Genomic DNA, 22,052 nt, shown 5'->3' with positions numbered 1-22,052 from the left:
AAAACGAGCGCCTCTTTTTTTTGGCTTGCAATAACATTTTTAGAACAATTATACTGAGTAGAATAATTGGCGTATGACCTTAAGGATGAGCATGGAAAAAAATTCAACGAATAATTGGTTTGGCATAGCAAAAGAAAAAATTGATGAAGGTGCGCGCAAGCTAAATATTTCATCAAGCACTATTACTGAGAGTGCAATCGCTCTCGGCTCCGGTTTTATTATCGGCTATTTAGCAAAAAAATATGGCCGGCCAATTCTAGCATCTACTTTCCTGCTTATCGTTGTTTTGGTAATTCTGAATCATTTTTCAGTGATTACGATCGAATGGTCCAAAATAAAAGCGCTTCTTGGCCTTTCGCCCAATGAAGATGTACATGCGATCCTTAATAATATGGGGCAGTGGATAAAAGATCATACTATTGCAGTTGTTGTCGGCGCGGTCGCGTTCCTGATTGGATATTCAATCGGATAAAAAAGTGGAGACGTAGAATGAAAAAGCAGGAGACCTTTGTTGAGTCTTTGACAAAAATTTTGCAAAAACAAAATGCAATAAAACAAGAAGATGCTCAGTCGCTCAAAAAAATATTTTATGATCGTTCCGATTTAACCTTCGATGAATTTTTGCTTGAAGAAGGATTGATAAGTCGTTCGCAATTGCTCAATGCTTTAAGTGAACTTTATCAAGTTCCTGCATTCGATGCGACCGGTTATTTTTTTGAATATCATACTTTGCACGAATTTCCAAAAGATGTGATGCTGCGTTATCTTTTCATTCCGGTAAAACTTGATGAAAATCATAATCTTTTCGAACCGGATGAAGATATTCTGCCGGTGATTGCAAACAATCCAAATGATCCGGATTTGCTTGAAGAGATTGGCAAATATGTTTCTTACGATATTACTTTTATGGTTGGATTAGCGCGCGATATTAGTGATGCGGTAAAAGAGTTTTATGATAGATCGCCCACTGAATTGCATACTGATGACGATGTTAATGAGCTTGTAGAGGAAACTGAAGAGATTGATGAATTGCTCCATCCGCATACTCGAAAAGATGAAGAGTAACGGTATGCAGATTGATCGAACAATCTCAGAACATTCGGCTGTCGACCTTGTCGATAGATTAATTATGCGTGCGATTGAATGCAAAGCATCTGATATTCATTGTGAACCACTCGATGATCTTTTGCGTATTCGTTATCGCATTGACGGCGTACTTTATGATCAACCACCTTTGCCAGAATCACTCGCATTGCAAATTTTATCCCGCATTAAAATTTTAGCGCATACTGATATCGCGGAAAAACGTATTCCACAAGATGGTAAATTTCGTGTTCGCGCTGGTATTCATGAAATCGATTTGCGCGTTTCAACCTTTCCTTCAATGCATGGCCAAAAAATTGTGATTCGTATTCTTGATCGCCAGCATATGACGATTGCGCTCAATCGTTTAGGATTGCAGCTTACGATGTACGAAACGCTTTCATCTATACTCAATAAGCAAAGCGGATTTTTTTTGGTTACGGGGCCTACTGGATCAGGAAAAACGACGACGCTGTATGCGGCGCTTTCTGCATTGAATTCTCCAGAAAAAAATATTATTACGCTGGAAGATCCGGTGGAATATCACATTGAAGGAATCACGCAAGGCCATATTCAATCCGATATTGGTTTTACGTTTGCGCGCGGTATTCGTGCAATGCTGCGCCAAGATCCTGATGTGGTTATGCTTGGTGAAATTCGGGATATAGAAACAGCAAAAGCTGCCATTGAAGCATCGCTTACCGGGCACTTAGTTTTGAGCACATTACATACCACCGATGCGCCCGGCGCTCTTATGCGTTTGATGGATATGGGAATCGAACCGTTTTTAATTAATGCTTCGGTTTCAGGAATTCTTGCGCAGCGACTAGTGCGCAGACTCTGCAATTCGTGCAAGATAGAACGATTACCTACCGATGACGAAAAAATTATTCTCGAGCGAATCGATTTGCATCTGCAAATAGTATTTAGCAGTACCGGTTGTTCAGCCTGCCTAAATTTGGGCTATAAAGGCCGTATAGGCATCTTTGAACTTTTAATGATGAGCCATGGCTTGCGCGCGCTTGTTGTCCATAAACCGATTTTTGATGCAATCGCGGGCCAGGCAAAAGCGGACGGCATGGCCACACTTCTTGAAGATGCAAAATACAAGGTGCAGCAAGGAATTATTTCTCTTGCAGAATTAGTGCGCGTATTGCTTTAGTGATTTAATTTTACGCCGGAGTTTTGAGTCTATTTTCAAAAAATTTAAAAATCATATTTCCTGCTTTATCAAGATATTCTTTGCCAAAAGAATTTCGGCCAAGAATATAACATAAGCCACCAGCAAGTCCCATTGAGATATAAAAATGACGTTTGTGTGCCGGTTGGAAGTTTCTACTTTCTATATATACGGTAGGATGCCTGAACAATTGCCCCAAGTTATCCCGTGTTTCCGTATCATATTCAATTTTTGGTCTCATTGCCCTATCGTTCATCGCATTTATAAGATTGCCCACAACTTTTCTCTGTACGATTGGTTTTGAAGCCATTAAATCCAAAAACTCTTCCTCGGTTGATAGAGAATCTTTTAGTATTTGTTTAATTTCTTGATGCTTTGCGGCTGCGTCTTGCACTTTTCTTTCATTCAATAATTGATTCAGTTTACTAGGGTCTTCGATAAGAGCTGTTCGTACATACGTGAAGCCAGGAAGTGACACAATTTTTTTTGAATAACGTTGGAAATATGCTTCGTTCAAAATTTGATCAACGAGCGGGGATAAATTATAGACAATGATTCTTTGATTATCCTTATCACCGTTATGGTACTCTTTTGCATTGGTTGATTGCATTACTTTTTTTATTGCCATTTCGTGCTGAGGAATAAGGGGCTTACCGCCAAAATTGAGCTGCACGTTTGGAGCATATTGTGCTTCTGTAAAAAATGGTTTTACGTCCGCGTGCTGTTTTCCTCCAAAGTCGATATCATCTACGATTCGTATTTTTTCTTCTTCTTTGGACTCTTGTTTAAAAAGAGGCTGCGGAGGCATATCCTGGGGCTGAGGCTCAAGCTCCATCGCGGTGCACATATTTGATAAGAAAATTATTGATAAAACTATTTTTTTCATCTCATACCTAAATTAAGAATTAGTTTAATTGTAATATAAACCGATTCTTATTTTAGAATTGGCGCAAAGATTGTCAATTTGTTGGAGATGCAAAAAATGATTCAGAAGGTTTATTTTTTTAAGAATGAGGAAAAATAGCTGTAGAGATTTTTAATCTCTGTTTTGCTATTCAAGAGAGCATAAAGCGATAAGCATGTACTTGCTCCCACAACACATTTAAACTCAAAATCATCCCACAGGCGGGCATGCCGGCGTACTTCATCGTCTTGCGCAACGTTGTTTGCAATAGCTGTTTGTGTGGCAGCAGTTTGAACCGCTTGTTGAGCAATATGCGATCTTGTTGGGAAGGATCTAAGTATGGGAGACACTTGGTTAGTATTTGGCAAGCGGATGGTTTTATTTACTACGATTTCTTTATATTGATCCATTGGTACAACTACCCCATCAAGGCGATCGTAATCGTTTATGGCAGGTAGTGTTTTCTTTTCTATATTTTTTGATTTAACGGAAGAAAGGAAGTTATTCCAAAGCTCGCGCGGTTTGTATTGATTTAAGGTTTTTTTTGATCCCGCGTCATATAGAGGACTTTGCTCAAATGAACCATTATCGCCGCTGCTTATTTTTTCCATAGAAATCGAACTGGCATTCTGAGATGCTGGCGATTCTTTTTTTTGAGTGTTCTTAATTTTTTGTAAAATAATATTATTCTGTATATCTAGCTTTTTTCTTAATTGTGCAATTTCCGGATCAGCTTTAATAATCAATTCTCTTAAGCCGCTCATATCAATATAAAGATTATTTTTCTTCCCCCGTATCGCAACCACTTTTATATTTTTTATCGCAGCCAAGAAGCGATTTATAATTTCCGGATCGGTAATTGGAGGAAACTGTTTAGATATCATAATTCCCTGAATAGAATCTAAATGGGGAGTATTTAAAACTTTTTTAGCAGTCATCTGGGCAACATCGCTTTTTTCAAGAGGCCACGGATTGATATCAGGGCACGGCCTCATTTCCGGGTTTTCACAATTACTAGATTCAATTTTTTTGTTGATAAATGCATCGTTAGTCTGAATTGCAATTTTCATTATTTTAATTGCGTGATCTTCGTCTAAAAGAAAATCTCTAAGTGCTTGCAAATCCAGATAAAGAGCTGATTCGCACTTTTCCTTGAATTTAGTTGTCGCTGTACCTACGTATATTTTTGACAAAGCTTGGCGTGCTTTTTCCTGTAAATCAGAATCTTCGCCTATATCTTTTCCAAGAAATATTTTTAATTTCTGATCGCCCAAGACATCTTTGATAAAAATATGAGGGTTTTTCAGCTTGGTTTTATCGAACGTCGTTGCTGGTTGCGTGCCGTTGATCACATGCTCAGAGATTTCTGATTCCTTTTTTTGCATGCCAAAAGCAGTGTTTATAAAAGGAAGAGCAATAAGAATTGTTAATAGGTAACGATAAAGCATAACCTTTTCCCAGTTTTTCATGTTTATTTAATACTATTATTGAGTCTACCAGGCAGTTCATAATTGTCAATTAGAAATAATTTATATTTACCTTGCGATCAAAGCCCGCTGTGGTACAATCAAAAGCATGTTTTATACCTACCTTGAGCATTTTTTATAATGAACACGCTAATAATCGAGAATCTTTCTGTTTATATCGAAGAAAAGTCTATTATTAAGCAATTTTCGCTGACGCTTTCAAGCGGTTCGATTCACGCACTTATGGGCCCTAATGGCTCTGGAAAAAGCTCGTTAGCATACGCCCTAGCCGGTCACCCTAAATATAAAGCCATTTCTGGTAGCGCACTATTAAATAAGAAAAACCTGCTAGATTTGCCGCCTCATAAAAGGGCCCAATCTGGTCTTTTTATCGCTTTCCAATACCCGCAGGCATTGCCGGGGGTAAATGTATTTACTTTCTTAAAAGAAGCTCAAGCAGCCCTCACAGGCCAGAGGCCAGAAGTCAAAGAATTTCGTGCGCGCGTTGAAGAGCTTTTTGAGCTGTTAGGGCTTGGAAGTTCGTTTTTAGATCGTGCCGTTAATGATGGATTTTCAGGCGGCGAAAAGAAACGTTTTGAAATAGTACAACTTCTGCTTTTTAAACCACGCGTTGCAGTTCTTGATGAAATTGATTCAGGGCTCGATGTTGATGCATTACGCGCAGTTGGTAAAGCTCTGGAACTAGTGCGTAAAGAGCAACCAGAAATGATTCTTTTTTTGATTACGCATTATCAACGCATTTTAGATTATTGCATTCCTGATCAAGTTCATATTTTGATTGACGGCGTTTTGCAATCAAGTGGAGATTTTCAATTAGCGCGGGATATTGAATTAAAAGGGTACGATGGCTACCGAATCTGAACACGCCCAACATTCTGAATCTTATTTTAAAACAGGTAAGGGGCTTAATCGAGAAACGGTTATTACCATCTCCAATCAAAAAAATGAACCGGGATGGATGACCGATTTTCGTCTTAAAGCGCTCGAAATTTTTGAAAAAAAACCAATGCCGTCTTGGGGTGCCGATTTATCGGAACTTGATCCGAGTGATATTTATTATTATGTGCGCCCTCTTGAAAAGTCGCACGATTCTTGGGATGCCGTTCCGGCAAATATAAAAGAAACGTTTGAAAAACTTGGTATTCCGCAAGCTGAACAAAAAATGCTGGCCGGAGTTGGTGCTCAATTTGAATCTGAGATCGTGTATAAACGCCTTAAAAAAGAATGGGCAGACCAAGGCGTTATCTTTACAGATTTAAATGACGCTCTTATAAATTTTCCTGATCTTGTGAAAAAATATTTTGCCACCATTATTCCGCCTCACGATAACAAATTTGCAGCGCTCAATTCTGCCGTTTGGAGCGGCGGAAGTTTTGTGTACGTTCCACAAGGAGTTAAGATCGATTTGCCGTTGCAGGCCTATTTTAGAATCAATAGTGCAAGCATGGGGCAGTTTGAAAGAACGCTGATTATTGCTGAGCCTGAAAGTTTTGTTCACTATGTTGAAGGCTGCAGTGCGCCAATTTATAGGCGCAGTTCATTGCATAGCGCTGTTGTAGAAATTAGTGCGCATGAACGTTCGCATGTTCGCTATACGACGATTCAAAACTGGGCGCCAAATGTTTATAATTTGGTGACAAAACGCGCGGTTGCTGATGCGCATGCATTCGTACAATGGGTTGATGGGAATTTCGGAAGCAAAATTACTATGAAATATCCTGCGATTATTTTGCGCGGCAAGTTTGCTAAAGGTGAAATTATTTCTATTGCGGTCGCCGGAAAAAATCAGCATCAAGATTCTGGTGGAAAAATTATTCATACAGCGCCAAACACAACTTCCTCAATAATCGCAAAATCGATTAGTAAAGATGGGGGGCGTTCATCCTATCGCGGTTTATTGAAAGTAGTTAACGGTGCACATTCTGTTCGTTCAAAGGTTCAATGCGAAGCACTTATTTTGGATAAACATTCTCGTTCAGATACCTATCCAACGATCGATGTTAAAGAAAATGATTGCGATATTGGGCATGAAGCAAGCGTAAGTTGCGTAGATGAAGAACAACTGCTTTATTTAATGAGCCGTGGATTGAGCCAACAGCAAGCTCGCGCAATGATGGTGAATGGATTCATTGACGCATTCGTGCAACTTTTACCAATGGAATATGCGGTGGAAATTAATCGGTTAATTGAGCATGAAATGGAAGGCTCAATAGGCTAATGAACGCGCACAACTATCAAAAATTTATTATTGGATCAGATCAATCAATCACCGTGCAAGCTGATAATAGTACCATTGATATTTTCATAGAGCGGAATATACGAACAACAATTTTTATTGTACCGCAAGCAAATGCAGTTCACTGCTCAGTTTCGGTGCATGTGAGCAACGGTAGCTTCTGTATTCTTATTCAAGAAAACTCTAAAAATTTGTGTGCGCAAACTATTTCTTATCGCTTCTTTATTGAGGAACATGCATCTCTTGAATATGGCCTTGCGCTTGAAAGCGAATCAGAAAATAATTTTTCTATTGAATCACATTTAAACGGCATCGGCGCATCACTAGCAGTTGTCGGTTTTTATCTTGTGCGAAAAAATGCCAATTTAAAATTGATGATTAATACTCAGCACCACGCAATGCGCACACAAAGCACGGTGCAGCTTTGTGGAGCGCTGTATGATCAAGCAAGTGTTTCCTATAATGGAAAAACGGTAGTTGATGAAAATGCGCAACATGTGCGTGCAGATCAGCAAAATAGAAATTTACTTTTAAGTGAGTTTGCTCGTGCGAGTTCATTGCCAGAAATGGAAGTTAAAGCACATCAAGTGCAATGCTCTCACGGAAGTGCTTTAGGAAAACACGATGAAGCTCAATTGTTTTATTTGCAAACGCGCGGAATCTGTTATGATCAAGCCCAGTATTTGCTAACTGAAGGATTTATATCCGATTCATTGAGTAAAGCAAGTACGCAAACAACAATAATGCTTAAAAAACGATTGAGCGAGCTACTATGATCAAAATGATTTTTTTACTAAGCAGTTTTAGTGTGGGAATAATTGCAGGTGCATTTAAACCTGACGAAGTAACTGGCCGCGAGTTAGTTTCTTTAGAAGATTATTATAAAGTTAAATATGCAAAAATAGTTTCAAGCAAAGCCCTCCAAGCTCAAATGACGTACGCGCAGAAGTTGCTCAAAGATCCCAAAACAGCTTCGCAGGGCCAACAAATGCTCCAGGTAATGGAAACTGCTTTTTCTAATTATAACCCATTCCCAGATAGAATTTTGCGTGATCATTATCTTAGTAATGGTGATCAAGAAAAAGCCTGGGCTCTGGTAGGCAAATTGGCGATCAACGGTGATCCAGATGCACAATTTACTGTTTATAAAACACTTAAAGACGCAAAAAAAAGTCTCCCGATTGCTTTGCTTAAGCAAGCAGCTGAGCCAAAACTTTTTGAAAAGGATGGTAAGTCTTTTTATTTTTCTCATCTGCCTGCGCAGCTTGCGTTAGTTCCTTTCTACGCTCAAAAAAAAGAAGAGGAAGCAAAAGCGATTGAATCCTTTGATCATGCGTACCGGCATGGGGCTGCATTATTAGGTGAAGAATTTTTTGGCGAGATATACTCTTCAGATGCATATAAAACTATAAAAGAACTATCGTGCAAAAAGGGAAGCCAACAGCACGCAGCAAAAGAATTAGTTAAAAAAATTGAACCGGAAGCGTTCAAAAAAAAATTATCGAACGATCCAATTGCCTCTATTGATTCGCCTGAAGACAAAAATCGGATATTGCAAGAACTTGAACATCATGCCTTCTCTTTCAATGATGAAAAAGCTCTTCTTGCATTAGTAGATTTGTATTTTGAAAAAGCTGAAATAAGAGAATCGAAAAAGCAACAACAAGATGCTTTCAGCTTTGAAAAAAAGGGCATGACTCTTTTACGCAAAGGTGCTGAGAAATTTCCCATGATGCGATGGGAGTTAATAAAAAAATTAGCTCAGCAAGAGAATGGGCAAGAACTCAGAGGGCATCTTAAACAAGCGCGCAAAGCGAATGTTAGTCCAGGTAAACGTGAAGTCGTTCTTACTGCGCTCGAAATGCTTAACGCGCATGCAAAGAAAGATGAAGAAGTCGCTTACCAATTATCTCTGATTTACAAAAATGGTATGAGTGATTGCATTCCGCCTATAAAAGAGAAGGCTGACGCGTTGCGACAAACAGCAATCGATAAAGGACATGCGTTAGCTTCGTTTGAATTTCTAGATGAAAATACTGAAAAATTATCTATTGAAGATCGAGTAAGAAGATCAACTGAAATTTTGAGTCATTTATCTCCAAAAAATGAAGATTGTCAAAATGCTCGAAACGCTATTATAAAGTTTTTAGAAGAGAATAAAGAGTATCCTCAAGCGTGCTATTGCTTGGCAAAGGAATATGCGGCCTTAGGGCAAAAAGATAAGGCGCTATTATTTCTTTTACAAGCTCAGCTTCAATCGGACGAAAAAAGCATGCAAAGCGAATTTGCAAGGCAAGCATTCTCGGCGGTTGAGTCGCTAAAAGATAAGCATCCTGAAGTGCTTAAAACATTAGGTATGGTTCGTTTTAAGAGACTCGAAGCCCTCGAGAATACAAAAGATAAGATCAAAGAGCTCGATGAAACGCAGCGAATGAAAGATAAGCATCCTGAAGTACTTAAAACAGTAGGTACGGTTCGTTTTAAGAGACTCGAAACCCTCGAGGATACAAAAAATAAGATCGAAGAGTTCGATGAAACGCAGCGAATGAAAGATAAGCATCCTGAAGTGCTTAAAACAGTAGGTACGGTTCGTTTTAAGCGACTCGAAACCCTCGAGGATACAAAAGATAAGATCGAAGAGCTCGATGAAACGCAGCGAATGAAAGATAAGATCAAAGAGCTCGATGAAACGCAGCGAATGATTGATTCATTGAAACAAAAAAAAATTGAATGCAATGATCTTGAACTCGTGCAGAATAAGTATTTACGTGATGTAGCACTCGCGTTGCAAGATACCGACGGCGTAATGGCGGAAAAACTTTTAACCATCGCATGGGAAAAAAATAACTCGTATCCTGCTCGTCAGCAATGGTGGAAAATGCGTTATGCAAAATCTCATGAAGATGGGAAAAAAACTATAACAGCTAATTGGCTCACTGAAGTTGTTGAAAGAAACAATTCAGGTGAACTTTTTCAGGCATGCCAGACAGTAATTGAAACATACGCACGCAGCAAAAGTATCATAGATGAACAATTGGCAAAAAAAGTGACTGTACTTCTAGAAAAAGAGATATCCCGTAAGCCACTTGAGGTACTTGCTATTCTGGATCGTTGGTGTCGCACCGGTAAACATAATTCAGGTGAAAAACTAGTTATATCGTTGCCGAATATTTCTTCATACTCGAAAAACGAACAACTTGTGATGAGAGCTATTCAAGCGGAACTCGAAAGAAAAAGTGAATCTGAGTTGCCGATTATTAAAGAGATGATTGAAAGCAAAACGCCGGAGGGTTATGCCTTTGCTGCTTTACATGAAAAAAATCCTGAAAAGCAAAAACAGTATATAAAGAATTTTGATGAGGTATTCGATACGTTAAATATGAAGAGCCCGTTTGCGATAAATGTTTTGGGATGGGTGATTATCGCGAGCCTAAAACAACCTGGCGATAAAGAGCTTGCCCATGCATCCATCAAAGCGGCACTTCATTATCCACTCGTTTGTAATGATCCTGCCGCAGCACGAATTCTAAAGTTTGTGACCGAGGATTTAGATCACGCCAACGCAGACCTTATCGATGCTTTCGTTACCAATGCGCAACTGGTGAATAAAGTATGCGATCATTTTTCAAAGTTTCCTGAATCTGTTTTGCTTAGAGGTAGATTATATCTTGAGCAGGGTCAGTTATTCGAAGCCGAGAAACATCTTTTGCAAGGGCAAATTTTGACACAAGAACAGAAAGATCAATCGATAGAGAGCGATATTAAAAGAAATTTGGCAAAAGTTTTCACTAAGAAAGCGGAAGTTGTTTTCGAACAAAACAAAGAATTGACCGCCGAGGTTGAGGGCCTTCTTAGAAAGGCGGCAGAGTACGATCCTAATTGTCAGGATGCCTTTGAAAAACTAGTTATATTTTCAAAAGGACGCTCTGATAATTTGCAAAAATGTTTTGATTTTAATGAATTCCAGGCATTTTCGGGAAATGCTAAGCTTGCGCACAATCTCGGTTATCTTTATCATTACGGCGGGGAATATTTACTGCACAACGATAAAAGTATAAAAATTCTTCCAGATCCGCAAAAAATGAAAAAACTTTATGAAATTGCATCCAGAAATGGTCACGCAGAATCAAGCCGAGTATGCGGCATGCTATCCGTTGCAAGTGGTCACTTTGGTAGAGCTGAAGATTTTTTCAAAAAAGCTATTGAGCAAGGTTCACAAAAAGCGGCATTTGAGTTGGGCGCTGAACTTTTCAAAACAGGTAGGGTTAAGGAAGCATTGCCATATTTGAATAAATCTTTTTCAGAAAGTGGCCCAAGCTGGAGGAGTGATCTTTTTCTTGGTGCGATGTATGCTCTTGGGGAAAAAGTACCTCAATCGGACGAAATGTTTGTAAAAAAAATGAGAAATTTCTTTTTTAGGATTTCTTCTGATATTTTAACGACCAATGACGGGTTTTCTGAATTTTCGCTTCTTAAAGACTCAATTAAGCTATATGAGCTTAGAGAAAAGTTCGCAAAATACGCTGGCAATTGGAAAACTTATTTTGATGGTCATCTTATGTTAATAGAAGCGGCATCGCAAGAAGACCTAGAAAAGAAAAGTGCGAATTATCAAGCTTGCAAAACTCTTTTTGAAAAGGCGACTACATTAGAAGCAGTGGATGTAAAATATTGTGCTCTCTTACAATTGGCCCAAATGGCTTATGGTGCAGCAGCAACTTGCGATAAAGAAGGAGCGCCAGCGCTTGAAAATGCATGTATGTACACTATTAGGGCAATGCGCCTTAACACTCAAGATGTAGACAAGCGGCTTTCTAGTTTTGGTCCGCTATTGAGTGAGCGGTTGGCGTTATTTGAACAAGAAAAAGCGATCGATGCGAAGTTTGTTTCAAAATTTAGGCAAGAATATAATGCATGGCTAAAAAGTGCTTCTCAAAATAGCAATGGTTTAGCATAGTTACAAACGTAAATATGCTAAGTATTGCTTGCTAAAGGAATAATAAAATGAGTAAGAATAGTAAAAAACCACTATATAAAAATCAATGAATACACTAATAAAAGATTTTCCCATTTTTAATCACGCAGCTGAGCAAAAACTTATTTATTTTGATAATGCAGCAACAACGCAAAAGCCGCTGCAAGTAATTGAAGCGCTTTCTTTATTCTATGCAACCCAGAATGCGCCTATTCATCGCGGTCTGTATAAGTTAGCAGAAAATGCTACCGCGCTTTTTGAACATGCACGCGAAACAATTGCCGTTTTTGTAGGAGCATCAGACCCTTCTGAAATTATTATTACAAAAAGCGCGACGGAAAGTATCAATTTTATTGCGACCGCTTGGGGCATGCAATCTATTAATGCTGGCGATGAGATCGTTCTTACCGAGCTTGAACATCACGCTAATTTAATACCATGGCAAATTATAGCAAAGAAAAAGAATGCGCTGCTTAAATTTATCCCGATCGATTCTCAAGGGAATCTCGTACTTGATAATCTTTCTTCGATCATAACTGCGCGCACAAAAATCGTTGCGTTTACGCATACTTCTAATGCTATTGGAACGCACGTCGACGCGGAACGAATTATAAAACAAGCACAGCGCGTTGGCGCAAAGGTATTGGTTGATGCGTGCCAATCGGCACCACATCAACCAATAAACGTGCGAGAACTGGGATGCGATTTTTTAGTTTTCTCGGGGCATAAAATGCTTGGGCCAACGGGAGTTGGAATTCTCTATATCAAACAAGAAGTGCAGCATGAGGTGCCGCCGTATCAATTTGGCGGTGGCATGATTTATGAAGCGTCGTATTACGATGCAACTTTTCTAAAGGCACCGCAATGCTATGAGGCTGGAACGCAACCGGTAGCAGAAGTAATTGCTTTTGCGCAGGCTTTGGAATATCTCAATAAAAATATTTCATTCTCCGCTTTGCGCGCGCATCAAGCTGCATTGTGCTCAGAATTGATTGATGGCTTGGAAAAGCTTAATGGTTTTAGAGTGCTTGGGCCAATTGATCAATTAAAACAACGTGGGCACATGGTTAGTTTTGTGCATGATAAGTATCACGCGCACGATATTGCAGCACATCTTGATCAATTTGGCATTTGCGTTCGCTCAGGGCATTTTTGCGCGCAACCACTTGCGAAAAAATTAGGTATAGCAAGTGCTGTGCGGGCAAGTTTTTATATTTATAATTCGATGGATGAAGTTAAATCGTTATTGAGTGCCCTTGAGAATATGCGCTTTTAACCGATCATTGTTCTTTTGCAGTGCTCTGGGGTAACATTCTTCTATCTATATTTAACGGAAAAAGGATGAAGTATGAAGGTATCTGGCAAGCAGATTTTCTTTATTTTAGCTATTGTCGCTTTAGTTCTTTTCGTTCAATTCAGCGGCGTTCGTTCATGGTTCACTATCGAATCGCTTAAAACGCATAAAGATTCTTTGATGCAGGTGGTGCAAACAAATTATTTCTTTGCAGTTCTTCTCTATATCGGTATTTTTGCAGCAATTGTAATGTCTCTCGTTCCATTTACACCGTTAGCAACGATCGCGAGCGGTTCTTTATTTGGAACGCTTGGCGGAATTATTTATACGCTGATCGGAGGATTATTAGGATCTACGATCGCGCTTCTTTTATTTCGGTATGTTTTTAGAGATTTTATGCTTGCGCGCCACAGTGCTCAATTTGATAAATTTCAGGGCGAGTTTAAAAGTCACGGAATGAGCTATTTGCTTTCGCTTGTTCTTTTTCCTATCACGCCTTTCAGCGTGATTATTATTCTTGCAGGATTATCCGATATTGCGCTTTGGAAATTTTTAAGTGCAATTGGCCTTGGTATGTTTCCGAGCACCGTTCTTTATGCATATACTGGCCAACAACTTGCAACAATCGAGTCTGCGCGCGATATTCTTTCATGGCAATTCATTTTGCTTTTTTCAGCATTGGGGATTCTTTCATTACTTCCCGTAATTGTTGCAAAAATAAAAAAGCTCTTAGGTAAATAGTTTTTTTGAATTTGTCGCAATACCATGATAAAATGGCGCCGATATAATTTTTTTACTTCGGAGAATTTATGAAAAAAAATATTTTGTTTATTTTTGCGCTAGCAATTGGTGGGGCTGCACATGCGAGCCATAAAGGTTATGAAAAAATAAAAGAGCATGTGAATGAAGTAGCTCCTCAACTTGACAGAGTCACCGAATCAATTCTGGATATATCTAAGCACCACAATGATATCGATGGTCGTCGTGAAAGAATAAAAAAGGCACAACGCGAAATAAATGCAGCCAATAATACTTGGATTTCAAAAAAAGATTTTATAATAGCAGGCGTTGTGTTCGTTGCAGGCTTTGTAGCTGGTAAGTTGCGATAGTTTTATGAAAATAAATAATAAAATAATTATATTAATTGCCGTAATAACAATTTCGCTGGCACAGAAGGTAGTGGCAAAAAATCATGCAGTTGAGCATATTGAGAAAGCGTCTGCTTTGGCTACTACCGAGCAAGCTGCTGTAATACATAATGTTTTACACCTACAGCATTGCCATACAGAAGAGGGCAGAAAAAACCAGCTCAAAATTTTGCAAAAATCTATGAATGAGGGTGCGGTTGAATCGATTTTATCATGGCAAAATGCGAAAATCGTCGCAGGTACCGTCATAGGAACTAGTGTATGCGGACTTGGTTTAGTTGGTTGTTTAATTTATGAAGGCTATCTTACTGTTCGCTAAGTTGAAGTGAAAAATAGTAAACAGGCTGGTTGGTTAACAATCAGCCTGTTTTTTTAATTAAATGCTTTTGTATATGTATTAATTCTATTAAACCAGCCAGGAAGCCAACGAGCTTCGTTCCGATCTTTTGGTGCAAGTACGACGCGTTCTTCCAAAACTTTTTTTGCAGCTGCAGCAAAATCGTTTACTGCGGATGAACCGGTGCTCGATCCTTCCATGTTTTCTAAGACTTGCAATAATCCCCAGCGATGATTTTGATATGCTTCTCGCGGCTCAATTCCTTCACCTTTGAAATTGATGTAATCGATAAGAGCATAGGTTCCATTCAGGCTAGAAGTGAGGCGATTAAATTGTTTTCTTACATGCTCTTGCTCTTTTAATGGCAAAGATCGCAACATTTTAGGGAAATTTTTCTTAAGACGATTAATGATGAACGTTGTTTGTAAATCAATAGTAGATGCAAGAAGCTTGCGCAACTCCTTCATGCGGGGACTATTAAACTCTTTGAGAAACTGTTCTCTGGAGTTCCAAGGGCAACCGGTTAATCGAGCATGATTAAGCCAATCGGGTATTTTAATACCATGCTCTTTGAGAAAAAAAAGAAGTGACGGAAAGCTTTGAATGAAGTGGCTGCTTTTTCCTTTTGGATGCCAAATAAAATGGCCAATGCCTAATGAAGCAAAATCTTCACCATCGTTCCAAGAAGTAAGGCCCGTGATGGTCCCTTTGCATTCATTGTGCCAAATTTTTTGGCCAATTTTCTTTGCATCTTTTGGAGTTAACACAATTGTTGAGCCGTCGGCAACTAAGACAATAATGCTGATTACAAGAAGTACTTTTTTCATCTCGATATTCCCATCCATTTAGGATTTTCCCTCTGTATTCTAAGGAGATGGGTAAATGAAAGTAAACGATTTTTGTTTCCAACTGTTCGAGAATGAATTTCAGATTACGCCCAGCTTTTTCATCTCTTTCTTAATCGATTTGAATTTAGCGTTTTCGCAAAGAAATGCGTGAAGTTGCCGTTTATTCATTTCGCGGGCTGCTGCAATATTAATCCGCTGATCATCGATAAAAATGGTCAATTCTTTATGGGGATTAATTTCGTACTTATTAAATAAACATTCAAAAATACGTATGTCGGGCTTCATTAAATGGACGTCGCCAGAAATAATAATGCCCGTGCAGAGCGAAATGATTTCTTCAAACGGCTCAAGCTGCGCTAATAATCTGAAAGATTCAGGATCCCAGTTGGAAAGAATATAGAGCTTGTGGACTCTTTTTCCTTCTTCATCAAGCATGCTTGCGCATTTCTTAAACAACTTAATACCGTCTTTTATTGGTGCAATACCGCGCACGAAAAGCATAGGGGTGAAAAGTACGGTACTGAGCGCTTTAAAAAGCGTTTTATGGCTTGAATATTTGGAACTTTCAATCAGAGCTTTTTCAATAATGTGCCTAATTTCTTGCGTAGATTTCGTACCGCACATCCAATCGCACATAATTTGAGGCAATGGCTTGTTGTTGTAGAAAGCAAGAGGCGTGTCTTGGTGACGCTTTTCGATTGAGGAGAGAAATTTAAGAAAAGTGCTTTCTACCGAAAAAGGGTTATAAGCACCCAGAAGATGCGTTGGCCCCGCAGCGCGAAGAACTTCCCAAAGCACGGCGCGGCGATTACTTTCAGCCAACACCCCATCAAAATCGAAAATAATATGAGCTGCAGACAGATCGATAACGGCAATAAGGCCGATTACAAGTTTAAACCCGCGCATGCTAAGCTTCATAGAAGATCCTTTTTCTAAGCATGATACTGGAGTTACTATACTTTACTGGACCTGTCTGCGCAAGAATGTTGAACAGAAATTTTTTATATTCTGATATTGTGTTTTTCTCTAAGCTCTTTGCGTGCATCATGCACATTTCTTTTGGCATGTTCAAGATGCCCACATAAAATCATTTTGTTTCGGGGAATCCCTGCTTGCGCTGCATATTCTGCATAAAGAGGATCTTTTTCAATGACGTAGCAATTTGCAGGATCGATTTTATAACGCGTTAGTACTTCATCGTAAAATTTTTTACTTTTTATTTCTTTGAGATCTCCAGATACTACCATGTCTGAGGTGCGCAGTAGTGCAAATTTAGTTTTAAGAGCAGATGCAACTTCTTGGTTGTAATTATCTGCAATAACTATCCGATAGTTTTGCGCTAGTTCTCGCACAAATGCTTCACCCTCTGGGCAAAGTTGAAGACTGCGTGTACATGTTGCAGGGTCGATTGCAATTCTTACTAGTTTCAAGACAGATGATTCATCTCGAATTTTTTGAATTTCATTTTTTTTAATTTTATGGCTTCTTTCCAATGTTTTAAGTTGGTTATTTGCGCGACGGATATCGTTCTCGACTGTAGATAAAAGTTCGGCTGTAGATACGAGGCCAAATAATAATTTGTAAATAGCATCAGGGGCTTCCATACCATTCCAAATGGCCTTACTACAATGTGCAGTTGCCGAGCGGCCATTTGTAATGCCAATTTTTTCAATCGTAGTAAGAGCATCAAAAAGTAAATGTTTCATTTCTTTGCTTGCTTCTGCTATGGGATCGCCTTTAAATATTCCTTTAAAACCCGCCCATGCACCCGTTGCCGAAAATCCAGTTTCGGAAAGTGCAGCATTCACATCCGGCTCTAAAAGAAACATATCAAGAGGCACAATAATGACTGGTTTTTCTGCCTGAAGCAGAAAAGAATTAAAGCATAATGTGAGAAATAATAATAAATGATTTAATTTCATAAAGCCCTTACCTGGATTAAATAGCAACTATGCATATTTTATCCTACCATGAAATTAATGTTACGCAAATCAAGCGCTCTATTGGCTCGGTTTCCATTCAGGCTGAATTAAATCAGATGTGTTTTTATCAAAAAAAGTGCGTTTTTTGAGCAAATTTCACAAATTTTGTATACTTTCTAGTGAAAAAGCTTTTATCCAAACGGAACTCTGCATGAATATCTATAAAGAGATTTTACTTGAGCATTATCGCCAGCCGCGCAATCGCGGTCAGCTTGAGCCTGCCGATTTTTCATCGGACATGCATAATCCTTCATGCGGAGATAGCGTTTCATTTCAGGGTTTGATCATTAAAAATCAACTAGTGAAATTAATGTTTATGGGGCATGGTTGCGTTATTAGCCAAGCGGCTGCTTCAATGTTGAGTGAATTTGCTCAGGACAAAAAAATTGAGGAAATAATGAACCTCAATACCTCGGCAATGTGCACGATGATAGGTATGGAGCTTGGGCCGACGCGATTAAAATGCGCGTTACTACCTCTTGAAGCTTTGCAAAAGGGATTGCTAAGATTGAATAAAGAAAAAGGAGCAGAGGGTGCTGGATCATGCGAAGGTAATGAAGGCTCTTCAGGAACAATCAAATAAACTTTTTGCGCCGATCGATGATGAACTTGATCTGGTGCGAATTATTTGGCATGCACTCGTAAAAGATCCCGATTTGCGTACAAAAATTAAAAATGCAACCACTCATCTGCTTGTGCCCGGCTGGCAGGAACAAATCGATAAAGCATATCCTATAGATGTTCAAACGGAGCCGTATCGCGTTATTGGTATCGACGGTTCGCAAATTTATCCTGATCGTCATCAAAATGCATCATGCGCACTTATTAATATTGGTGTGGTTGAGCTTGAATATGGACAATCATCCAGAGCGCATGTCGCCACTCAACCATCGGTATTGACCGATAATTCTCATGAGCTTTCATTTACCGAAGATCTTGTGAATGCTCGAAGGCAAGAATTTGAACTGCAAGCTGCAACCGATTTAGCATCGTTTGGTATTTCTATCGATCGCGGTGGGCGTACATTAATTTTATTTGATGGTTCGCTTATTTTTTGGCATTTGCAATCGTATGATGAAGCGATGAAAACTTTTTTTATTGACGCGTATAATAAATTGCTCATGAAGCTTTATGGGCAAGGAATTTGGGCTGCATGGTACATTAGTTTGCCAAAAAGCAAAGAGCTCGTGAATCTCGTTCGGCTTGCATTGTGCGATTATAATACCGATTCATGCGAAGCGTTTAATAAGGTAGATCATATTGTAGATTCGCATATCGCCTCGTTTTTTTTGCCACCAATGAGCCGCTCAATTGTTTTTGAGCATCGCTCGCCGGTGATCGATTGGTATGAGCCTTTATTGCGCCCACATTTTTTTTATTTAAATGGTGAAGATGAAATTGGGCGAATTGAATTGCCTTCATGGATAGCAAACGATCAGCAAGCGGTGCAATCAATTGCGCAAATAGTTCTGGATCAAATCAAAAAAGGTTTTGGGTATCCAGTAAGTTTGGCAGAAGCGCATGAACAAGCGGTTGTTAAAGGGCCAGATCGCGATTTTTTTTATCATATTCTTACTCGGTGCGGAATGAATCACGGCAGATCTTTTTCTATTTCACAAAAAAGTGCAAAAAAGCGCAGAATGAACGTATAATTTTTTTGTTTCTTTGACAAACTCGGCGATCTGTGTGATAGTAATGCGCACTAATAGAAAGTGCTTCATGAAAAAAAGTTATATATATTATATTTTGATTCCTCAGTTATTATTTTTTTCTCCTAGTCATTCAACTGAATTTGGTGGACTTTCATCGTGGTTTAAATTGGGAATGTCTTTTAGCGCTGCAGGATGGAAGCAGTTAAGTGAGTTTTTTCCAGTTATGACTAAAGCGCGCATTAATTGTATGTTTTCAAATGTGCGGAGCGAAAATGTACAGATAGTTAGTGGTGTTAAAGACACCATATTAGGCCGACTTACTGGTTTATTTGTAATTGGAAAGCAGCAAGAAGAGAAAGTTGATAAGTTACCACCAAAAATGGATGCGATATCTGCAGGATTAAAGGAAAATTGGGATAATGTTAATAACGGTTACAAATCATTCATTGTTCAACAAGAAAAATTTGATAGTGGATGTATACATAAAATTGATGAAGCAGGAAAGCAAATAAGCGAACAACATAAAGTTTTTGAACAGCTCAGACGCGATCTATTTAAGGAAGATGAAAAGATGAAAGCATTGCGCGCTGAACAAATGACTCATGCTGATCAATTGGCTACTATCGATAAAGCAACAAGACAGTTAAATTTAAAGCTAAAGATCCAAAAAATCCAATCAATGAAGGCTTTAAAAAAAGCGAAACTGATCAATCAAAAAGTAAAAAAATTAACTCGACTTAATCAAAAAGAACGGCCTTCGTTTAATATTGAGTTAATGCAAAATTTTGCAAAAAATAATTTAAGCAATGAAGCAATGCTAAATAATTCAGCAATTTCTTTTTTAGTTGGAAAACATTCATAAGTATTTGAAGGTTACAAATATGATCAAAGCTTCACGGTTTTTTTTATTTTCTCTCTATATATCATCGATGATTCGTATTGAAGGAGTGGAAACTGAGCTTTCTCCCGAATTAGCTGAAAAATTTCATCAAATTGCTAAAGAGACTGCGCAAAAAGTTGTTGATGAATCAAAACCTGGATTAATAAGCTCATTGATTAACTGGAAAACAGGCTTAATTTGTATGGGTGTTTTATGCGTTGGAACTAAGCTTGCTTATCCGCGTTACATCGCTAATGAGCAAAGGAAGGTTCAAGAGGAACTTAGAGCGAATTTGGTCCAAGTGGAAGCATCAGTTGGAGAGCAAACTGCAAAAATTAAGACACAATTTGATACCAATAACCAAAAAATTGAAAATGCTTCAGTCCGTATAGATAATATTGGAGCAACTGAAGAAAATCGAATAAAAACATTCAATATTGCATTCAAGAAAATGGCCGATGAAAGACAAAACCGTAATGAAAAGTTTACGAGTGCTATTAATAAATTAACTAATGAAATACAAAAAGGCACGATAAGTCATCAGCAGGCATGCGAAGAACTAAAAAAAATCGATGGTCAAATTGGGCACTTGGAGACTGTATTGAATGTGCAAAATAAATCGGGACGACAAATTAAACATAGAATTCGTACTGGGCAAAAATTAACGCGCGACATAACAAAAAATCACAAGATGTTAGACAAAACGCAAAATGAAACTTTAAGCAGTGTATCTAAATTAGAACGTCGCCAGAAGTTATCGCACAAAAATTCATTACCTGCGATTAAATCATCACAAACCCTGTCTGAAAACTCGTTAGATTAATTGTAAAATTAAAAAAATACTCAATATAAAAAAGGCCCCGAAATCTCGGGGCCTTTTTTATTATCCTAAGAATTTTTTGAAAAACCCTTTGATGCTACTTTCACCATCGGTTGTTGTGGTGCCAATAAGCTCAGAGTATTTTTTGAGCAGCTCACTGCTTTCTGCAGAAAGCTTAGTTGGAATATGGCATTGCGCAATAATCACTAAATCGCCATTGCGCTTAGTGGAAAGGTTAGTAAATCCTTTTCCGCTCATTACAATGCGATGGCCAACTGGGCAGCCTTTTGGTATTTTAATCGATTCTTTTGTACCATCGATGTTTTCGATCTCAAGTTGTGCGCCAAAAACTAATTGTGGATAGGTAAGCATTACGATGCTTTCCAGATTGTCATCAACTCGCTTGAAGCGTTTATCGGGCGTCACGTTTACTTTGATAAAGAGTGCGCCTGCTTGGCCTCCAAATACACCAGCATCTCCCGCTTTTGCTACGCGTAGTTCAGCGCCATCAAAAATTCCTTTAGGAACGGTGGGCATAATTTTTTCAAATTTTTGCACACGCGATTGCCCATTGCAAATCGTACATGGAGAGGGAATGGTAAACCCTTCACCGGAGCAGGTGCCACAGGTTTGCGCGAAGGTGAAAAACCCTTGGCGGAAATGTTGCTCGCCCGCGCCTTGGCATGCGGTACACAATTGATAAGAAGTATCTTTTTTAAGACCTTTTCCATCGCATCCAGGACACGGTACGAAATGATAGTACCCAATCTCTTTTTTTACGCCGGTGTACGCTTCTTGCAAGCTGATGGTGATTTCTTTATACAGATCATGGCCTTGCTTTGGAAGTGGGCCCGTATTTTTTCGTTTAGCTCGCTGCTGTTTGGCTTTTCCTTCTTGGCCGAAAATTGAACCAAAAATATCGCCAAACTGGCCGAAGATATCTTCCATGTTTACGTCTTGGCCGTAACCTTGAAAGCCGCCCATTCCTTGAGGGCCAGCATGGCCAAATTGATCATACATTTTTCTTTTTTCTTGATCGGAAAGAACTTCGTACGCCTCTGTTGCCTCTTTAAATTTTTCTTCCGCTTCCTTGTTTCCAGGATTGCGATCTGGGTGAAATTTAAGGGCTAATTTTCTATATGCTGCTTTAATGTCTTGTTCTGAGGCAGATTTGGCTACGCCAAGTACCTCATAGTAATCTTGTTTATTCGCCATGATTAGTGCTT

At 38.8% G+C, this 22,052-nt stretch carries 21 protein-coding genes; 15 read left to right on the top strand and 6 right to left on the bottom strand.

What is annotated here, in order from left to right; all coding sequences use genetic code 11:
* The first annotated feature begins 91 nt into the window (after window positions 1-91).
* From HYX58_03785 to HYX58_03775, 3 genes are read left to right on the top strand one after another with little or no spacing between them, the layout of a single operon-like run.
* Entirely contained in the window at window positions 92-472 is a 381-nt protein-coding gene (locus HYX58_03785) for a hypothetical protein (protein MBI2775099.1), read from the top strand.
* A 17-nt stretch (window positions 473-489) separates the two neighbouring features.
* Entirely contained in the window at window positions 490-1,065 is a 576-nt protein-coding gene (locus HYX58_03780; protein ID MBI2775098.1) for a hypothetical protein, read from the top strand.
* A gap of 4 nt (window positions 1,066-1,069) precedes the next feature.
* A complete protein-coding gene (locus HYX58_03775) occupies window positions 1,070-2,245 on the top strand; it encodes a type II/IV secretion system protein (GenBank protein ID MBI2775097.1) in 1,176 nt (391 codons plus the stop codon).
* 10 nt (window positions 2,246-2,255) lie between these two features.
* Here the strand turns inward: HYX58_03775 and HYX58_03770 are convergent, their stop codons facing one another.
* Together HYX58_03770 and HYX58_03765 are read right to left on the bottom strand one after the other, a co-directional pair.
* Window positions 2,256-3,149 carry a hypothetical protein gene (locus HYX58_03770; protein MBI2775096.1) on the bottom strand — a complete coding sequence of 298 codons (894 nt, stop codon included), beginning with the start codon at window positions 3,147-3,149 and terminating at the stop codon, window positions 2,256-2,258.
* Between the two features lie 110 nt (window positions 3,150-3,259).
* Complete coding sequence (locus HYX58_03765; protein MBI2775095.1) at window positions 3,260-4,615, bottom strand: hypothetical protein; 1,356 nt, start codon at window positions 4,613-4,615, stop codon at window positions 3,260-3,262.
* Between the two features lie 159 nt (window positions 4,616-4,774).
* Here HYX58_03765 and sufC point away from each other — a divergent pair, with 159 nt between their 5' ends.
* From sufC to HYX58_03725, 8 genes are all read left to right on the top strand, one after another.
* Entirely contained in the window at window positions 4,775-5,515 is a 741-nt protein-coding gene (gene sufC / locus HYX58_03760) for a Fe-S cluster assembly ATPase SufC (GenBank protein ID MBI2775094.1), read from the top strand.
* Window positions 5,499-6,872, top strand: a complete 1,374-nt coding sequence (gene sufB, locus HYX58_03755) for a Fe-S cluster assembly protein SufB (protein ID MBI2775093.1) — start codon at window positions 5,499-5,501, stop codon at window positions 6,870-6,872. The genes sufC and sufB overlap by 17 nt, the downstream gene beginning before the upstream one ends.
* On the top strand, window positions 6,872-7,666 hold the full coding sequence (locus HYX58_03750; GenBank protein ID MBI2775092.1) for a SufD family Fe-S cluster assembly protein: 795 nt from the start codon (window positions 6,872-6,874) through the stop codon (window positions 7,664-7,666). The genes sufB and HYX58_03750 overlap by 1 nt, the downstream gene beginning before the upstream one ends.
* On the top strand, window positions 7,663-11,847 hold the full coding sequence (locus HYX58_03745) for a hypothetical protein (GenBank protein MBI2775091.1): 4,185 nt from the start codon (window positions 7,663-7,665) through the stop codon (window positions 11,845-11,847). The genes HYX58_03750 and HYX58_03745 overlap by 4 nt, the downstream gene beginning before the upstream one ends.
* Before the next feature lie 85 nt (window positions 11,848-11,932).
* The gene (gene sufS, locus HYX58_03740) at window positions 11,933-13,141 is read left to right on the top strand and encodes a SufS family cysteine desulfurase (GenBank protein MBI2775090.1); all 1,209 of its coding nucleotides are present in this window, start codon (window positions 11,933-11,935) and stop codon (window positions 13,139-13,141) included.
* A gap of 72 nt (window positions 13,142-13,213) precedes the next feature.
* Window positions 13,214-13,900 (top strand): TVP38/TMEM64 family protein, encoded by a 687-nt coding sequence (locus tag HYX58_03735; GenBank protein MBI2775089.1) that lies wholly within the window; start codon window positions 13,214-13,216, stop codon window positions 13,898-13,900.
* Window positions 13,901-13,968: 68 nt separating this feature from the next.
* Window positions 13,969-14,268, top strand: a complete 300-nt coding sequence (locus tag HYX58_03730) for a hypothetical protein (protein ID MBI2775088.1) — start codon at window positions 13,969-13,971, stop codon at window positions 14,266-14,268.
* A 4-nt stretch (window positions 14,269-14,272) separates the two neighbouring features.
* The gene (locus tag HYX58_03725) at window positions 14,273-14,626 is read left to right on the top strand and encodes a hypothetical protein (GenBank protein ID MBI2775087.1); all 354 of its coding nucleotides are present in this window, start codon (window positions 14,273-14,275) and stop codon (window positions 14,624-14,626) included.
* Between the two features lie 53 nt (window positions 14,627-14,679).
* Here the strand turns inward: HYX58_03725 and HYX58_03720 are convergent, their stop codons facing one another.
* The 3 genes from HYX58_03720 to HYX58_03710 form a co-directional block, all read right to left on the bottom strand.
* Entirely contained in the window at window positions 14,680-15,471 is a 792-nt protein-coding gene (locus HYX58_03720) for a hypothetical protein (GenBank protein ID MBI2775086.1), read from the bottom strand.
* A 99-nt stretch (window positions 15,472-15,570) separates the two neighbouring features.
* Window positions 15,571-16,410 carry an HAD hydrolase-like protein gene (locus tag HYX58_03715; protein ID MBI2775085.1) on the bottom strand — a complete coding sequence of 280 codons (840 nt, stop codon included), beginning with the start codon at window positions 16,408-16,410 and terminating at the stop codon, window positions 15,571-15,573.
* An 83-nt stretch (window positions 16,411-16,493) separates the two neighbouring features.
* The gene (locus tag HYX58_03710) at window positions 16,494-17,414 is read right to left on the bottom strand and encodes a hypothetical protein (GenBank protein ID MBI2775084.1); all 921 of its coding nucleotides are present in this window, start codon (window positions 17,412-17,414) and stop codon (window positions 16,494-16,496) included.
* Between the two features lie 211 nt (window positions 17,415-17,625).
* On the opposite strand from HYX58_03710, the gene HYX58_03705 reads away from it, so the two are divergent.
* From HYX58_03705 to HYX58_03690, 4 genes are all read left to right on the top strand, one after another.
* Complete coding sequence (locus tag HYX58_03705) at window positions 17,626-18,057, top strand: iron-sulfur cluster assembly scaffold protein (protein ID MBI2775083.1); 432 nt, start codon at window positions 17,626-17,628, stop codon at window positions 18,055-18,057.
* Entirely contained in the window at window positions 18,029-19,126 is a 1,098-nt protein-coding gene (locus HYX58_03700) for a DNA double-strand break repair nuclease NurA (protein ID MBI2775082.1), read from the top strand. The genes HYX58_03705 and HYX58_03700 overlap by 29 nt, the downstream gene beginning before the upstream one ends.
* Window positions 19,127-19,193: 67 nt before the next feature.
* Window positions 19,194-19,988 carry a hypothetical protein gene (locus tag HYX58_03695; GenBank protein MBI2775081.1) on the top strand — a complete coding sequence of 265 codons (795 nt, stop codon included), beginning with the start codon at window positions 19,194-19,196 and terminating at the stop codon, window positions 19,986-19,988.
* Between the two features lie 67 nt (window positions 19,989-20,055).
* On the top strand, window positions 20,056-20,829 hold the full coding sequence (locus HYX58_03690) for a hypothetical protein (GenBank protein ID MBI2775080.1): 774 nt from the start codon (window positions 20,056-20,058) through the stop codon (window positions 20,827-20,829).
* Window positions 20,830-20,889: 60 nt separating this feature from the next.
* Here the strand turns inward: HYX58_03690 and dnaJ are convergent, their stop codons facing one another.
* On the bottom strand, window positions 20,890-22,041 hold the full coding sequence (gene dnaJ, locus HYX58_03685; GenBank protein ID MBI2775079.1) for a molecular chaperone DnaJ: 1,152 nt from the start codon (window positions 22,039-22,041) through the stop codon (window positions 20,890-20,892).
* Window positions 22,042-22,052 lie beyond the last annotated feature (11 nt).

This window comes from Candidatus Dependentiae bacterium, assembly GCA_016191325.1.
Classification (GTDB): Bacteria; Babelota; Babeliae; order Babelales; family JACPOV01; genus JACPOV01.
Note: the sequence above shows the minus strand (reverse complement) of the source record. Positions and strands in the feature narration are given on the sequence as shown.

Bases quoted from the DNA above. Each gene is read 5' to 3' on its own strand.
- dnaJ (MBI2775079.1), bottom strand. From the start codon at position 22,041: ATGGCGAATAAACAAGATTACTATGAGGTACTTGGCGTAGCCAAATCT.
- HYX58_03775 (MBI2775097.1), top strand. From the start codon at position 1,070: ATGCAGATTGATCGAACAATCTCAGAACATTCGGCTGTCGACCTTGTC.
- HYX58_03700 (MBI2775082.1), top strand. From the start codon at position 18,029: ATGAAGGCTCTTCAGGAACAATCAAATAAACTTTTTGCGCCGATCGAT.
- HYX58_03735 (MBI2775089.1), top strand. From the start codon at position 13,214: ATGAAGGTATCTGGCAAGCAGATTTTCTTTATTTTAGCTATTGTCGCT.
- HYX58_03690 (MBI2775080.1), top strand. From the start codon at position 20,056: ATGATTCGTATTGAAGGAGTGGAAACTGAGCTTTCTCCCGAATTAGCT.
- HYX58_03725 (MBI2775087.1), top strand. From the start codon at position 14,273: ATGAAAATAAATAATAAAATAATTATATTAATTGCCGTAATAACAATT.
- HYX58_03745 (MBI2775091.1), top strand. From the start codon at position 7,663: ATGATCAAAATGATTTTTTTACTAAGCAGTTTTAGTGTGGGAATAATT.
- HYX58_03785 (MBI2775099.1), top strand. From the start codon at position 92: ATGGAAAAAAATTCAACGAATAATTGGTTTGGCATAGCAAAAGAAAAA.
- HYX58_03770 (MBI2775096.1), bottom strand. From the start codon at position 3,149: ATGAAAAAAATAGTTTTATCAATAATTTTCTTATCAAATATGTGCACC.
- HYX58_03695 (MBI2775081.1), top strand. From the start codon at position 19,194: ATGAAAAAAAGTTATATATATTATATTTTGATTCCTCAGTTATTATTT.
- HYX58_03780 (MBI2775098.1), top strand. From the start codon at position 490: ATGAAAAAGCAGGAGACCTTTGTTGAGTCTTTGACAAAAATTTTGCAA.
- HYX58_03715 (MBI2775085.1), bottom strand. From the start codon at position 16,410: ATGAAGCTTAGCATGCGCGGGTTTAAACTTGTAATCGGCCTTATTGCC.
- HYX58_03720 (MBI2775086.1), bottom strand. From the start codon at position 15,471: ATGAAAAAAGTACTTCTTGTAATCAGCATTATTGTCTTAGTTGCCGAC.
- HYX58_03710 (MBI2775084.1), bottom strand. From the start codon at position 17,414: ATGAAATTAAATCATTTATTATTATTTCTCACATTATGCTTTAATTCT.
- sufC (MBI2775094.1), top strand. From the start codon at position 4,775: ATGAACACGCTAATAATCGAGAATCTTTCTGTTTATATCGAAGAAAAG.
- HYX58_03730 (MBI2775088.1), top strand. From the start codon at position 13,969: ATGAAAAAAAATATTTTGTTTATTTTTGCGCTAGCAATTGGTGGGGCT.
- HYX58_03750 (MBI2775092.1), top strand. From the start codon at position 6,872: ATGAACGCGCACAACTATCAAAAATTTATTATTGGATCAGATCAATCA.
- HYX58_03705 (MBI2775083.1), top strand. From the start codon at position 17,626: ATGAATATCTATAAAGAGATTTTACTTGAGCATTATCGCCAGCCGCGC.
- HYX58_03765 (MBI2775095.1), bottom strand. From the start codon at position 4,615: ATGCTTTATCGTTACCTATTAACAATTCTTATTGCTCTTCCTTTTATA.
- sufS (MBI2775090.1), top strand. From the start codon at position 11,933: ATGAATACACTAATAAAAGATTTTCCCATTTTTAATCACGCAGCTGAG.
- sufB (MBI2775093.1), top strand. From the start codon at position 5,499: ATGGCTACCGAATCTGAACACGCCCAACATTCTGAATCTTATTTTAAA.